This is a genomic window from Bacillus sp. J41TS8 (assembly GCF_018333035.1).
Taxonomy (GTDB): domain Bacteria; phylum Bacillota; class Bacilli; order Bacillales; family Bacillaceae; genus Bacillus; species Bacillus paralicheniformis.
On record NZ_BORF01000007.1, the window covers coordinates 122,071 to 136,643 of the forward strand.

The following is a 14,573-nucleotide window of genomic DNA, read 5'->3' on the forward strand; positions in this document are numbered from 1 at the left end:
CCTCATGGTTTTGTTGTAAGCGTTTTCATCTTATTTTCTGAAGGTGAACTTTATACCGATATACTGAAAAAAATTTAGAAAATATTCATAAAAGATAGGAATATACACTGAAAGGCCGGATATCCGGCCTTCAATGTTCATGCTTTTCCATGTTTTAAATGTTTGCGGAAGAACGATTTGACGATGTCAAGGGTATGAGCCTGGGTAAAACCGTTATGTCCGGCCCCGTTTATTTTATACATAAGGGCTTCATGGCCTTCTTTTATTAAGGCTTCAAACAATTGGACGCTTTGTTCATAAGGGACGACATCGTCCTGATCCCCGTGCATGATCAGAATGGGGGGCGCGTCCCTGTGAACATAGCTTATCGGACTCGCTTGTTTCGCCTGTTCTCTGTTTTCTTGAACAGGTCCGCCGATCAGCTTGGATTCCGGTGAATTGGGTGAATCATGGTCGAAGATGGACGGATACTTGCTCATGGACAGAAGATCAACCGGGCCGAACCAGTCCGCAACCGCATCGACTTTGCTCGATACATGACGGTGTTCGTCCTGGCCTTCTAATTCTTCAATTCCTTCGGTCAATCCAAGCAAAAGAGCCAAATGGCCGCCTGAAGAATCCCCCCAGACTCCCACTCTATCAGGATCGATGTTATAGCGGTCGGCATTTGCTTTTAAAAAGCGGACAGCTGTTTTCACATCATGAAGCTGAGCCGGAAACACCGCCTCTCCGCTGCCTCTGTATTGAACGCTTGCCACGACATAGCCTTGCTCGACAAATGGAACCAGCTGGGGGATAAAGGCGGATGTATCCTGTTTTGTCCACCCCCATCCGCACCCTTGCAGATAAATAATCAGCGGGTATGTTTCTTGATTGCCTTCCCGGTTAAATAACGCATCCATTGGATTGCGGCGCACCAGCAAATGTAATGTCAAAGAAGTGTCTTTCACTTTTGTGTACTCAATATTCGGTATGAGCTGAATGTAAGAGTTGGTGTTTTGCTCCCAGTTGATTTCTTTTATATGATTCGTCATGTTAAGTCCTCCCTTAATGTGTTGGAAATCCGAATTCGCCTGTGTTGATCACATGGTACCCACCGTTGTAATGAACAATATTACAACGAGGCGAAAAAATATAATGCAAGACGCCTGTTGTAAGCGTGGATGTTACAACAAGGTGGAAAGAATCATGCCTCATTGAGAAGCATTCTTTTTTTGGATAATCAGATCAGTCAATTCTTTTATAGAAATTTCTTTGAGTATAGTCTCCATGGCTGTTTGCGCTTTTAATAAAATAAGCTCAAGAACCTGGTGGATATTCGCGCCAACCCAGCAATCAGGATTGGGATTTTCGTGAGTGTGAAACAGTTCGCCTTCACCGACAACTTCGACGGCTTTATAGACATCATACAAAGAAATGGCGCCGGCATCCCGTAATAAGTGCGCGCCGCCTGTGCCGCGCTTTACTTCAATCAAGCCCGCTTTTTTCAGCAATCTGCTGATTTGGCGGATGATGACCGGATTGGTATTGACGCTGTCTGCGATTTGCTCTGATGTCAAATGGTCGCTTCGGACTTGCATCAAGGATAACATATGTACGGCTATCGTAAATCTGCTGCTGATCTTCATCAAATCACCCTTCCGTTGTAATTATTGTATTTACAACGGGTGAAGCTGTCAATCTTTTTTGCTCAAAAAGGTGTTGAAATGAAACCCTGTCAAAGCTTTTTCGTATGAATGGAAGGAAAACAGTTGACAGACGTTAGTGGGAATAGTAGTTTTTAGATTAATGAAAAAAGCCGGGAGGAAACAAAGCTTGTTTAAATCAAAAACCCATTTTTGGACGCTGCAAATTTTATTGGTTCTTCTTATTATTTATGTGTCGACAAAAGTGTCTTTTCTTTTCGAACCGATCATTGTATTTGCATCGACTTTATTTACTCCGATTTTAATTGCGGGAATCTTGTATTTTATATTCAATCCGATCGTGCGGTTTCTTGAGAAAAAGCTGCCGAGAACGCTGTCCATTCTGCTGATCTATTTGGCGTTTGTGGCATTGATCGTGTTTGTGCTGTCAGCTGTCGGTCCTGTGTTTACAAAGCAGGTGACCGATCTGTTTAACAGCATCCCGTCCTATGTGAAACAGATCCAGATTTTCATTAAGCAAATGTCGAATTCGCAGTGGTTCACTTGGATGATGAATCAGGACTTCGTATCGGTTGCCAAAATCGAAAGCTCAATCGGCGAATATCTGACGAGCCTGCCTGAGAATATTACAGGGAGCCTGTCTTCTGTATTCGGTGTTGTGACCAACATTGCGATCACGGCTGTTACCGTGCCGTTCATCCTGTTTTATATGCTGAAGGACGGCAACCGTTTCCCGAATTTGGCTGTCAAGATTCTGCCTGACAAGTACAAAAATGAAGGACTGAAAATTTTTAAGGATTTGTATGAGACGCTGGCGGCTTACATTCAAGGACAGTTGATCGTTTGTATGTTTGTCGGAACGGCGTGCTTCATCGGTTTTTGGATCGCCGGTGTGAAATACGCGCTGATTCTCGGCGTGATTATTGCCGTGACGAATATTATTCCATATGTCGGACCGTTTCTTGGAGCGACACCGGCTGTCATTATCGCTTTTCTCGACTCGCCGACGAAAGCATTCATCGCGCTGATCATCGTCGTTGCCGTTCAGCAGACAGACGGAAATCTGCTGTCGCCGCTGATTATCGGCCGCCGTCTGAATACGCATCCGCTGACGATCATCCTTTTATTAATCGGCGCCGGAAGCTTCGGAGGCATTCTCGGCATGATCCTGGCCGTTCCGGCTTATGCCCTGCTCAAGGCTTTTACATTGAATATCGTCCGCCTTGTCCGTTTAAGGCAGAGGTATAAAAAAGAAACGGCGGAAAATCCTGAAGTCTGAACGTTTTGCCCATTTTCACATATGATGCTAATAAATTGAATGGCGGAGGTGTGAAGATGCCGGCGATCGTCGGACCGATTTTTATCAGGCAAGTCGTTGATGACAGCGCAGCCTTCTTTGGAGATGTGTTTGCCATTTCCCCGAAGTGCACGGATGTTTCCGGAGGAGGAGCGGGTACATTTTTAACAGGGGACTACGGTTTGATTCAAAACAATAGCAATAAAACATCCTTCACAGATGCGGATGTGATCGACGGTTTCAAGTCATTGAACCTGTGACAGCCTCTTTTAAAGAGGCTGTTTCTTTTTTATAGTATAATGGGAAAAAAGATAGATAAGGCAGGTGACAAAGATGAAAATAAGGAAGGCAAACATCTTGAACAAAGATCAGATGATCACAGACGTTTACCTCCATGAAAATAAAAAGGAATTTCATACGCTTGTGGCTGTGCCGCAACTGGAGTGGAGTAAGCTGATTTCTTATGAAGAAGAAAAAGCAGAGCTCGCCGAAAAGCTTGACCGGTCATTGTCGAAAGTGGCTGAAGCGGATGCGGCCGAGGAGCTGTCCAAAAAGATTGTACAATGGGTGACCGAAATGTAGCCCGGGCTCATGCCCGCTGTTTTCATGGGCATACTGATAAAAAAACGCAGCTTAAAACAAGCTGCCAGCAAGATAAACTGGAGGGTCTAAGACGTGAGCGACCAATCAATGGATCAATATTTACAGCAGGGAATGTATGGACCACGCGAAACGAAGCCGGATGAACGCAGACTGTTTTTAGGCTCGCTGAGGGAACGGGTTATCATCGCATTGACGAAAGGACAAGTGCTGCGTCCGCAGGCATACCGCGAAGTCATCGATGCGCTTGGCTCAAAAGCAGATGCGACATTATTGCTGAACGGTGAAATCGACTACTCTCATTTATCTCCTTACATCAAGGAGTCCAATAAACAAGGTGTTCCTTTTTCCATCGTGTCCGACCAGCAATCGGATACTCCCCTTGGACTTGTCCTCGCAGCGCGTGAGGCTGTAGAGAAAGAATCGATTTATGTTCAGGACGACATCTTTGAGCAGTCGGTTTTAAACAAGAGATGAGGCACGGGTTTTCGCACGCGTCTTCCACAGGGCGTGCGAAAACCCGCGGTTTTTGTTTTTTTCTGAAAAAGAAAAAACCCGCTGCTGGCGCGGCTTTGCAGCCATATCCGCTTGATTCGCCATTCACTTGTCCGTTTAGATAAGTTATAATGTTACCTATCATACAAAAGGCGGGGAGGGCGGCAATGAAAAAAGCTCTTATATGTATAGATTATACAAATGACTTTGTCGCAGCTGACGGAAAGCTGACGTGCGGAGAACCAGGCCGGGAAATCGAAGACGCCGTGACGCGTCTCGCGGAAACGTTTATTCAAAACGGCGATTACGTCGTATTTGCAGTCGATTCACACGAGGCCGGCGATTCGCATCATCCGGAAACCCGTTTGTTTCCTCCACATAATATAAAAGGTACATCAGGACAGGATTTATACGGAAAGCTTGAAGCGCTTTATCGAAAACACGAACATGATCAGAATGTCTATTACATGGAAAAAACAAGGTACTCTGCTTTTGCCGGGACAAACCTCGAGCTGAAGCTTCGTGAAAGGGATATTAAAGAACTGCACCTCGTTGGCGTATGCACAGATATATGCGTGCTCCATACCGCAGTAGACGCTTATAATAAAGGGTTTAATCTTGTCATTCATCAAAACGCAGTGGCTAGCTTTAACCCGGACGGGCACGACTGGGCTCTTTCTCATTTTGCAAACACCCTGGGAGCCTCAGTGTCAGATTGAGGAAGGAGAAATGAAGGTTGGAACACCGTTTTACAGACGACAGTCTAGCACTACACACAGACCTATATCAAATTAATATGGCGGAAACGTATTGGCGCGACGGCATTGATCAAAAGAAAGCCGTTTTTGAACTGTTTTTCAGAAAGCTCCCTTTTGACAGCGGTTTTGCCGTTTTTGCCGGTCTTGAAAAAGCGATTGAGTTTTTGCGGGATTTCAGATTTACTGAAAGCGATTTAGTTTATTTAAAAGAAGAGCTGGGCTTCAAAGATGACTTTCTCAGCTTTTTAAAAGATATGAGATTCACCGGTTCGCTTTATTCCATGCAGGAAGGCGAAATCGTGTTTGGAAACGAACCGATCATGAGGATCGAAGCGCCTTTGGCCGAAGCGCAGCTGATTGAAACGGCTCTGCTCAACATTGTGAATTACCAAACATTGATCGCGACAAAAGCCGCGAGAATCAAAAGTGTGATCGGAGATGAGACGGCGCTCGAATTTGGAACAAGGCGCGCGCATGAAATGGACGCGGCGATGTGGGGAGCAAGGGCCGCGATTATCGGCGGGTTCGATGCGACAAGCAATGTCCGCGCCGGCAAGCGTTTTGACATTCCGGTATCGGGCACGCACGCCCATGCGCTTGTTCAAGCCTACCGCGACGAATACACGGCATTTAAAAAATATGCGGAAACCCATAAAAAATGTGTCTTTTTGGTCGATACATATGATACGGTGCGTTCCGGCATTCCAAATGCAATCAAAGTGGCGAAGGAATTCGGTGATCAAATTGAATTTTCGGGAATCCGCCTGGACAGCGGAGACCTCGCCTATTTGTCCAAGAAAGCGAGAGCCATGCTGGATGAAGCCGGTTTTACAGATACAAAAGTCGTCGCCTCAAGCGATCTTGATGAGTATACGATTATGAACCTGAAAGCCCAGGGCGCAAAAATCGACGTCTGGGGCGTCGGCACAAAGCTGATTACCGCTTATGATCAGCCGGCTCTCGGCGCGGTTTACAAACTCGTTTCCATCGAAGAAGACGGAAAGATGGCAGACACGATTAAAATTTCTTCGAATCCGGAAAAAGTGACGACTCCAGGCTTGAAAAAGGTGTACAGAATCATCAATCAGCTGAACCACCATTCAGAAGGCGATTATATCGCTTTGGACTATGAAAAGGTCAATGAACAGGAGCGGCTGAAGATGTTTCACCCCGTTCATACGTTTATCAGCAAGTTTGTGACGAATTTTGATGCGAAAGACCTTCACCAGCCGATCTTTGAAAAAGGCGAGCTTGTTTATGAGAATCCGAGCATTCAGGATATTAAGCGGTATGTTCAAGAAAATCTCAGTTTGCTTTGGGAAGAGTATAAGCGGATCAGCAAGCCCGAAGAATATCCTGTCGATTTAAGCGAAGCTTGCTGGAACAACAAGATGCAGCAAATTCACGAAGCAAAAATCAAGGCGAAAAAAGGTCTGGATCAAGGTTGACTCTGTAAACGATAGTTTTTAATATAACTGGGGATTGAAACAGATAATTTCTTCGGGGATTATCTGTTTTTCAATATTAAGTTCAATATTTGGGCGGATTTTTTAAGCGGACGGGATTTGCTCATTTAATTGATATACTTAAAAGCGAAGGCACCTCAGTCGCTAGGGGGAAGAAGAATGAGGGTATTCGTTGCCAGACAGCCAATATTCAACAGAAAAGAACAAGTTGTCGCATACGAGCTTTTATACAGAGAAAGCGAGAAAAACTTTTTTTCCGGTATTGACGGTGATCAAGCGACAACAGAATTGATGATTAACAGCTTTTTAAACATTGGAATCGATAAATTGACAGAAGGCAAAAGGTATTACGTGAATTTTACCGAAGGTCTTTTGGCATCAGGGCTGCCGACTTATTTTGATCCGGACCAGCTCGTTGTAGAAATCCTTGAAGATGTGCCGATCACCCCTGAGCTTATCGAAAGGTGCAGGCATTTGAAAAGCCTCGGCTACACGATTGCCCTTGATGATTTTTGTTTAAAGCATCGCGTGGAGAGGGACTTGCTCCATCAGCTTTTGGCATCCATTGATATTTTGAAGATCGATTTTTTCAAAACGACGCGGCAGGAAAGACAGAGCATCCTTCGATCATGCCGGAACCACCGTCTGACGTTCCTCGCTGAAAAAGTGGAGACGCGAAAGGATTATGAGCAGGCTGTAAAAGACGGATTTCAACTGTTTCAAGGCTATTTCTTCAGCGAGCCCGCTGTGATTGACGGTCAGGACATTACATATCATTTCCATGCTTACTATGAGCTGCTGCATGAATTAAGCGAAGATCAGCCTGATATTGAAAACGTCACAAATATTATAGAACGCGATTTGTCGCTTTCCTACCAGCTGCTGAAGCTGTTGAACTCTCCGGCCAACCGGCCGATTCAAAAGATTAAAAGCATCCGCCAGGCTATCGTGCTTCTCGGATTTAAAGAAATCAAAAGGTGGATCTTCATCCTCTCATTTAAGGATTTAACGAAAAAACAAAACTCCAGCAAGAACGAAGTCGTCAAGATTTCGCTGATCCGCGCGAAGCTTTGCGAATTGCTGGCGAAAAAAACGAATCGCCCTCAGCCGGCTTCTTATATGCTGACAGGCATGTTTTCATTTATCGATACACTGCTTCACAAAGAACTGGCGGAAGTCATCAGCGAACTGCCGCTGACGGACGAAGTAGGACAAGCACTGCTCGGCAAAGAAAACGATTATCGAAAAATCTTACGGCTTGCAAAATCGATCGAGCGAAACGAATGGGAAGACAGCACGCCAGAAACAGAAGGCTTAACAAAAGATGAAGCGTATCAATGCTATCTTGAAGCCGTTGATTGGTGTCAAAAACTTTTATAAAAAAATTCCGGCTCCTTTTTAGGGACCGGAATTTTTTTTGCGCTAAGACCAACGCAGGAGGAGGAATATTCTGCTGCGGGGGCTGATAAGCATGATGCGGATGCCGTCGGGATCGAAAGAGGCATCAAGCTGGCTGCGGACGCCAGTTTGTCTGAGCAGGGCAAGGACGGTATTTTTTTGGTTGCTTTGGGCAGCCGTCATGATTTGGTGAGCCAAAGCACGCGATGCTGAAAGCCTGCTTAAAATTCTTTGTCCGTCAGCCATCAAGCCCTCCGCTTCTTTTGCCGAACGCGAAAAGGCGCTGGCTTCAACTTCCGGATAGACCTGCCGGCAGCGGATATGTTGGTATGGATGCATCCAAAAGCAATGAGAAGGAAGCAATATGAACACCTCGTTTCAATTTTTACGGGTCAAATTGCGGTTTTTGCGGTGTAAGGCGAAGGGTCGGTTTTTTTTAAGGGCCGAAATGCGTGTCGGTCTATTGCGTGTTTTTCGGTGGTGCATACCCGATCTGCGTTCCTTGAACAATCAAGTTTTTCTATTCCCCGCTAGTTATTACTTTAGACTCAATGTCGCAAAACGAACAAAAAATAACTGAACTTGCGGTGCTAAAGGGGTTTATTAGTGATCTTTATTTGATCCCTTTAAAAACAAACTAAAATTTTATGTTTCATTAGGAATTGAGAACTAATCGCAAGTCGTGTAGAATGGGTGTTATGGTCTATTTAAAGTTTGCGGTGTAACGCATGAATTTATATGCAACTTTTCGGTGAAAAAGAGACCAATTCCCTTTAAACTTGTATTAACAGATCAAATACCTATGACTCGTTCACTATACACAAATTGATTGATCTTCCAAAAGGAGTGTGGAATCGGTGGAAAAGCAACAAATTGAAGAATTAAAACAACTGCTTTGGCGGCTAGAGAATGAAATCAGAGAAACAAAGGACTCCTTGCGCAAGATTAACAAAAGCATTGATCAATACGATAAGTACACATATCTAAAAACCTCGTAAAAAGACTTGTTTCAGACAAGTCTTTTTTTTTTGCAAACAAATCCAAAAAAAGGATATATTATTATATAATTGTTAAATAAAAAAATTGCTCTGTCAATCGGGAATTTGATTTAGTAAAATATTAAGAAAGGAGGGAGCACCATCTCTAAGCTTTTTTGTCTAGATCACAGTAAAATCAAGCAAAGAATGAATCATTTTATAGACGTTGAGATTCCCAACGCGGACTTAAATCGGACGCTGCACGCTTTTCTAGATGCAAAGGACCAGTTGCATTTCAGCGAGCTTGCTTTTTATCATTACCAAAGTTTCGGCGGCACGGACACTGATGCGGCGGAAACGCTTGGAGCGGGCATAGAACTTTTGATTCTTGCGTTTGATATATTCGATGATTTAGAGGATGAAGACAGCCCCGATGAACCTTGGATGAAAATAAACCGTTCAGTCGCAATGAATGCGGCGACTGCGCTTTATACAATAAGCATTAAAGTGATCAGTTCGGTGTCGAAAGAACCGGTGTTTTTTGAAAAACTGATGGAATATATACTTCAATCGATGCAGGGACAGCATGACGATCTCAGCAACCGGCCTGCCACTGAAGATGAATGCCTTGACATGATCAAGCGTAAGTCCGGGGCGCTGACGGCTCTGCCATGCGTGCTTGGGGCGATGCTTGCCACGGGCAAATTTGACCCGGCGGTGGAGAAGTACGCATATCAGCTGGGCATTGCTTCACAAATCGAAAATGATTATAAAGCACTTTTTTATGATTCAAAAAGCGATATCGCCAAGAAAAAGCGGACGCTTGCGTACTTATATTTGTCAAGAAAATTTAACCAGCCGTCGATTGATTTATTAAAAACATTTGAAACTGAGGATAAAATTGCCGATAAAGAAATAAAATGCTATAAAGAGAAATTGAAAGCAGCAGGCGTCACTCAGTATATGTATGTTATGAATCAGCTCGCTATTCAGAAATTTAAGAAGGGGATTGAGGAGTTGGAGTTGGGGGATATGGAAAAAGAACGTTTGATGTCTGCGCTTTTAAACGAGTCTTTACGAGGAGAGTATTATGCAGGAGATCGTGAGTTTTTTGGTTGAACACCCGGAAGTGTTGGAACAGGTTATTGCTGGCAAAGCCAGTCTTATAGGTGTTGATAAAGACCAAGTTTTCAGTTTAATTGAAGGTTTTAAAAGAATTGAAGCAGGTTGGGGTCCTTACCCTAATTTATGGTTCAAATAATGAATAGTAGGGATTTCTAAATGAAGTCATATTATAACAAGGTTTCACTAGTTCTCATATTGTTAAGTTTTATTTATGTTCTCTATGTTTGCTATCTTAGTTTTAATAATAATCTAGTTGGGTTAAAGGTGAAAAATCTTGATGAATACAGTCTTGAAGTTGTGGAAGTGAAAAAACACACTTTAGCCGCTGATTATGCAGAATTAAAAGAAGGAGATATCATTCATAGAATAAATGGGCAGCAGGTTCCATTTAAAAAAGATAAGGAATATACATTGTCAAACGTTTTAACGTTAACAATTGAAAGAAATGGGAAAGTATTTGAGAATGATTCTCTGATATATTTGGATTTAGTCAGTTATGACAGTTTTTTTATATTTATCATTCCGTTGATCTTTTACTTTTTATGTTTAATTTGTGTGTATTTTATTTTTAAAGTAAACAAATCTAAAAATCTTTTCTCAGCATTTTTATTAGTCCTATTTCTGCTTATTACTTCTATAGCTTATGTTAGTGCAGGCGCAGTTGCAAGAGGTGACACTTTCAGTAGATTTGTAAATATACTTACTTTTTTAGCTGTTCCAACTAGCTACTTACATTTTATTTATCGATACTTTAAAGAGATAGGGAAAACATTTTTCAGTAATAAAGTTTTTTTACTTTATTTAATACCATTTATAAACCTCATACTTGAAGCTGGTTTATACTTATTTGAATTTGAGGGAAGTATTCTAAAAAGTATTAACTTATTGTCGTTCTTTATTTCGACGGTTATTGTTTTTATTCTGATTACATATGCCTTAATTAAATTCAAGTATTCTCAACAGTCCTACTTATTGAAAATATTAATGTTGATGAACTTCATTGCATTGGTACCTTTTTTGTTTTTCTATGTACTTCCTATGCTGGTCTTTGGCGATTATATTTTCTCGGCCATTGTTGTGTCCCCGTTTCTGTTGCTGATTCCTTTATCTTTGGTATATCAATTTATGTCTAATAAAATATATGATATTGAATTTTTAATTGGTCGATTGAAATATTATAGTTTTTTAGCGATAATTCCAACTTCTTTAATTATTACTATTTTAGCCATTGTTAAGCATCAAGAAGGAGAATTTTTCACAGTACAGGTTACAATCTTTACATATCTTATCATGGTAGGCGTTTTCTATTTAAAAGAAATTATTGATTTTCGCTTTCGGCTAAAGCGCTTTTCAGAAAAATTTAACTACCAGGATAGTATTTTTAAATTTACTCAAACCATTCGAACATTTACGTCTTTAAATCAAGTTTTAATGGAGTTAAAACAAATCGTTTTGGACGTGCTTCTTGTTAATAATATTTATATGCTCAAAGTAAAAAACGATGGATCGGTATCGATGCTAGAGAATGATGCAGAAGAAAAACCGTGGATCCCGTACGAACAAGAAGTAACCAAGGTCATCACCGACATCGGTAAAATCGTCGAAGTCGACCGCGGATTTTTGATTAAGATCGGTGAACGGGGCGGGACTTCTTATGTCATGCTGTGTTTGTCGGTTTTAAATACGCCTAGGCTGACGCGCGATGAGATTTCGTGGCTTGAGACGCTGGCGTTTTATACGAGTGTTTCCCTGGAAAACGTCTTGAAAATCGGCGAGCTGATGGAGCATCTGGAACATGTGAAAAAAGAAGGGCCGAATCCGGCGTGGCTGAATAAATTGATGTTTGCGATTGAAGAGAAGCAGAGATCTGATTTGGCCCGTGATCTTCATGATTCTGTGCTGCAGGACATGATTTCCTTGAAGCATCAAAGCGAGATGTTTCTGGCTGATTTTGAAAAAGATAAAGTCTGTACGAATCAAATCAGGCAAAGGCTCATCAATATGAATGAGCAAATGTCCACCGTCATCCAGACGACAAGGGAAACGTGTCAGGAGCTGAGGCCGCAGCTGTTGTACGATCTCGGACTGGTCAAAGCCCTTTCGAAACTGGCGGCACAGCATCAGGAGTCCTCATCGATCGATAAGATCCGCCTCAATACGGAAAGGTTCTCAAAGGTGCTCGACCTGGACACGCAGCTGAATTTGTACAGAATTGTGCAGGAGCTTTTAAGCAATGCGGTTAAACACTCGAAAGCTAATGAGGTTTTGATTATGCTTGTCTGCATAAAAGAAAAAGTTGTTCTTCATTATGAAGATGACGGCATCGGTTTTGATCCGGACAAGCTTTATCAAAACAGCGCAAGCATGGGGCTGTCGGGCATTCGCGAGCGAGTCCGCGCGCTGAACGGCAGTCTGGATATACAGACAGCAGAAGGGAAAGGCTTCAGGGTCGCCATTGAAATGGAATTGTAATGTTTAGTTAACATTTTTGCTTGGCATCCGCCAAGTTTTTTCTATAAAATGGTGATAGGGCAAGGTTACGCAAAAGGGAGGAAATTATGAGAAGATTACTTGTGATCGATGATCATCCGGCTGTCATGGAGGGGACGAAGGCAATTCTTGAAACGAACCAGGACTTTGTTGTCGATTGCCTCAGCCCTGAAGCCAGCGAACAATTTCTCAAGAAGCATGATTTTTCTGCGTATGACCTGATCTTAATGGATTTAAATTTGGGTGAAATCAACGGCATGGACCTATCTAAGAAAATCCTTGAGACGTGTTCATCATGCAAAATTATCGTTTACACAGGCTATGAAGTCGAAGATTATTTTGAAGAGGCGATTCGTTCCGGCATGCACGGCGCCATCAGCAAAACGGAATCGAAGGAAAAGATTATAGAGTACATATATCAGGTACTGGATAATAAAATTGTCGTCGATTATGATTATTTCAAGCAGCTGATAACACAGCAAAAATCGAAGTCAAACAGCCAGCAGACCCAGCACGATCTTTTGACTGAAAGGGAATGCCTGATCTTAAAAGAAGTCGAAAAAGGCTATACAAATCAGGAAATCGCTGATGCGCTTCATTTAAGCAAGCGGTCGATCGAATACAGTCTGACTTCCGTATTCAGCAAACTGAATGTAGGATCACGGACAGAGGCTGTTTTAATCGCGAAATCTGAAGGCGTACTTTGATGAAGGGACGATTGTGATGGAAACGAAACATACACTTCTTGAAGCGTTGGGAATCGAGTTGAAGGAATGCAGCAAAGAGCGGTGTGTTGCGGTCATGCCTGTCGACGAAAGAACGCGTCAGCCATTCGGTTATCTGCATGGAGGTGCGTCCGTTGCGCTTGCTGAAACGGTGGCAAGTATCGGGGCATATCAGCATATCGATCCAAAAGAGCAGGCATGCTTCGGGCTTGAGATCAACGCCAACCATATTAAATCGGTGAAAGACGGAACGGTTAAAGCGGTCGCAACGCCTCTGCATGTAGGCAAATCAACAATGGTGTTTCAAATTGAAATACGCGATGAGCAAGACAGCCTGATTTGCACGTCCAGGTGCACGATGGCGGTCATCAGCCGCCCTTCATCGTAAACCAAAAAAACTCGCCTTTTAGGGCGAGTTTTCTTTTTATAAATAGGAATCTTCCTTCTTTTTATAAATAGGAATCTTCCTTCTTTTTATAAATAGGAATCTTCCTTCTTTTTAATCAGAAAATTTCTGTTGCCTTCATAATCGTCCTGTACGCTTTTCTTTTCCATTTTTACGCCGGTGTTATAGGCGGCCCTTGCGATCAGGTGGGCGCCTACAGGAGACGTCAGAAATACAAAGACGATACCGAGCAGCACTTTGGCCGTAATGAAGCCGTGCAGAAACCAGAAGTAAAAGAATACGCCGAGCAGCACGCTGATGATCCCCAATGTCGCTCCTTTAGAAGCGGCGTGGATTCTTGAGTATACGTCAGGCAGCCGCAGCGTTCCAAAGGAAGCGGCTATCGATATCAGTGCGCCAAGAAGGACCAAGACGGCGATAAGCAATTTAGCGGCTTCGATCATTTTCGATAATCTCTCCTTTCTCAAGGAATTTAGAAAATGCGACGGTGCCGATAAAGGCCAGAATACCGATCAAGAGGATGACCTCCAAATATGCTGTCGTATTTAACAAGATGGACACGAGAGCCGTAATTCCGATCAGGTTGATGCCGATCGCATCAAGCGCCACCACTCTGTCCGGGATGCTCGGCCCTTTAATGACCCTCAGGACATACAGAAAAGTGGAGACCGCCAAAATGCCGAGTGACAATTGCAAAATAAATTCAAACATCAGCGGCTTACCTCCTTAATGGCCTCTTCAAACGAAATGCGGATATCACTGATGGCTTTCTCAGCATCATCGATATCGACCGCATGAATATAAAGAATCGAACGGTCATCAGAGATATCGACAACCAATGTGCCCGGTGTCAGCGTAATCAGGTTCGCCAATGTCGTGATTTCCCAGTCCGCTTTAAGGTCTGTCTTGAAGGCGAAGATGCCGGGCTTATTTTTTAACCTTGGGGATAAGATCGTCTTTAATACGCTGACGTTTGCGAGAACGAGCTCTTTAATAAAAATAAACAGCAGTTTAATGATCGCCCAAATGTTAATTAAGTAAAAGCGGCGGCGGAAGAAACGCCTCATCAGAAAGAGCGAGAATAATCCGATCACATAACCGACGACAAGCCCGGCAGCGGTGTAGTCATTGTTCAGAAACATCCAGCACAACGCAAGAATAAAGTTCAACAATATTTGTAATGCCATGCG

The 14,573-nt window shown here is 42.9% G+C and carries 19 protein-coding genes; 13 read left to right on the forward strand and 6 right to left on the reverse strand.

The window, feature by feature from the left end; translation table 11 throughout:
* Positions 1-137: 137 nt before the first annotated feature.
* Positions 138-1,034, reverse strand: coding sequence for a prolyl oligopeptidase family serine peptidase (locus tag KI350_RS11680; RefSeq protein ID WP_025809744.1), 897 nt, complete (start codon positions 1,032-1,034; stop codon positions 138-140).
* A gap of 159 nt (positions 1,035-1,193) precedes the next feature.
* Entirely contained in the window at positions 1,194-1,628 is a 435-nt protein-coding gene (locus KI350_RS11685) for an Rrf2 family transcriptional regulator (RefSeq protein WP_020452800.1), read from the reverse strand.
* 187 nt (positions 1,629-1,815) lie between these two features.
* Between KI350_RS11685 and KI350_RS11690 the strand changes: the two genes are divergently transcribed.
* From KI350_RS11690 to KI350_RS11720, 7 genes are all read left to right on the forward strand, one after another.
* Complete coding sequence (locus KI350_RS11690) at positions 1,816-2,925, forward strand: AI-2E family transporter (protein ID WP_025809742.1); 1,110 nt, start codon at positions 1,816-1,818, stop codon at positions 2,923-2,925.
* A gap of 56 nt (positions 2,926-2,981) precedes the next feature.
* A complete protein-coding gene (locus KI350_RS11695; protein WP_020452798.1) occupies positions 2,982-3,203 on the forward strand; it encodes a spore germination protein in 222 nt (73 codons plus the stop codon).
* Between the two features lie 73 nt (positions 3,204-3,276).
* Positions 3,277-3,525 carry a YueH family protein gene (locus KI350_RS11700; RefSeq protein ID WP_020452797.1) on the forward strand — a complete coding sequence of 83 codons (249 nt, stop codon included), beginning with the start codon at positions 3,277-3,279 and terminating at the stop codon, positions 3,523-3,525.
* A 93-nt stretch (positions 3,526-3,618) separates the two neighbouring features.
* Positions 3,619-4,020: a YueI family protein gene (locus KI350_RS11705; RefSeq protein WP_025809741.1), complete on the forward strand. Its 402-nt coding sequence runs from the start codon at positions 3,619-3,621 to the stop codon at positions 4,018-4,020.
* A gap of 185 nt (positions 4,021-4,205) precedes the next feature.
* Positions 4,206-4,757 carry a cysteine hydrolase family protein gene (locus KI350_RS11710; protein ID WP_020452795.1) on the forward strand — a complete coding sequence of 184 codons (552 nt, stop codon included), beginning with the start codon at positions 4,206-4,208 and terminating at the stop codon, positions 4,755-4,757.
* 17 nt (positions 4,758-4,774) lie between these two features.
* The gene (locus tag KI350_RS11715; RefSeq protein ID WP_023856157.1) at positions 4,775-6,244 is read left to right on the forward strand and encodes a nicotinate phosphoribosyltransferase; all 1,470 of its coding nucleotides are present in this window, start codon (positions 4,775-4,777) and stop codon (positions 6,242-6,244) included.
* Between the two features lie 177 nt (positions 6,245-6,421).
* Positions 6,422-7,642: an EAL and HDOD domain-containing protein gene (locus KI350_RS11720; RefSeq protein WP_020452793.1), complete on the forward strand. Its 1,221-nt coding sequence runs from the start codon at positions 6,422-6,424 to the stop codon at positions 7,640-7,642.
* 42 nt (positions 7,643-7,684) lie between these two features.
* On the opposite strand, the gene KI350_RS11725 is transcribed toward KI350_RS11720, so the two are convergent.
* The gene (locus KI350_RS11725; RefSeq protein WP_031305040.1) at positions 7,685-7,999 is read right to left on the reverse strand and encodes a YuzC family spore coat inner layer protein; all 315 of its coding nucleotides are present in this window, start codon (positions 7,997-7,999) and stop codon (positions 7,685-7,687) included.
* Positions 8,000-8,517: 518 nt separating this feature from the next.
* Between KI350_RS11725 and degQ the strand changes: the two genes are divergently transcribed.
* The 6 genes from degQ (at position 8,518) to KI350_RS11755 (ending at position 13,365) form a co-directional block, all read left to right on the forward strand.
* Positions 8,518-8,658, forward strand: a complete 141-nt coding sequence (gene degQ, locus KI350_RS11730; protein WP_003184860.1) for a degradation enzyme regulation protein DegQ — start codon at positions 8,518-8,520, stop codon at positions 8,656-8,658.
* A gap of 186 nt (positions 8,659-8,844) precedes the next feature.
* Entirely contained in the window at positions 8,845-9,756 is a 912-nt protein-coding gene (locus KI350_RS11735; protein WP_020452791.1) for a polyprenyl synthetase family protein, read from the forward strand.
* A complete protein-coding gene (gene comX / locus KI350_RS11740) occupies positions 9,728-9,898 on the forward strand; it encodes a competence pheromone ComX (protein ID WP_020452790.1) in 171 nt (56 codons plus the stop codon). Before KI350_RS11735 ends, comX begins: the two co-directional genes overlap by 29 nt.
* A 20-nt stretch (positions 9,899-9,918) precedes the next feature.
* Positions 9,919-12,234 carry a sensor histidine kinase gene (locus KI350_RS11745; protein ID WP_020452789.1) on the forward strand — a complete coding sequence of 772 codons (2,316 nt, stop codon included), beginning with the start codon at positions 9,919-9,921 and terminating at the stop codon, positions 12,232-12,234.
* Between the two features lie 86 nt (positions 12,235-12,320).
* Entirely contained in the window at positions 12,321-12,959 is a 639-nt protein-coding gene (gene comA, locus KI350_RS11750) for a two-component system response regulator ComA (protein ID WP_003184849.1), read from the forward strand.
* A gap of 16 nt (positions 12,960-12,975) precedes the next feature.
* Complete coding sequence (locus tag KI350_RS11755) at positions 12,976-13,365, forward strand: hotdog fold thioesterase (RefSeq protein ID WP_009329508.1); 390 nt, start codon at positions 12,976-12,978, stop codon at positions 13,363-13,365.
* Between the two features lie 86 nt (positions 13,366-13,451).
* Here the strand turns inward: KI350_RS11755 and mnhG are convergent, their stop codons facing one another.
* Genes mnhG through KI350_RS11770 form a run of 3 tightly spaced genes read right to left on the reverse strand, consistent with a single transcriptional unit; the run spans position 13,452 to position 14,570 of the window.
* The gene (gene mnhG, locus KI350_RS11760) at positions 13,452-13,826 is read right to left on the reverse strand and encodes a monovalent cation/H(+) antiporter subunit G (RefSeq protein ID WP_212930484.1); all 375 of its coding nucleotides are present in this window, start codon (positions 13,824-13,826) and stop codon (positions 13,452-13,454) included.
* Positions 13,810-14,094, reverse strand: a complete 285-nt coding sequence (locus KI350_RS11765) for a Na(+)/H(+) antiporter subunit F1 (protein WP_003184842.1) — start codon at positions 14,092-14,094, stop codon at positions 13,810-13,812. The genes mnhG and KI350_RS11765 overlap by 17 nt, the downstream gene beginning before the upstream one ends.
* Positions 14,094-14,570, reverse strand: a complete 477-nt coding sequence (locus tag KI350_RS11770; protein WP_020452787.1) for a Na+/H+ antiporter subunit E — start codon at positions 14,568-14,570, stop codon at positions 14,094-14,096. The genes KI350_RS11765 and KI350_RS11770 overlap by 1 nt, the downstream gene beginning before the upstream one ends.
* Positions 14,571-14,573: the final 3 nt, after the last annotated feature.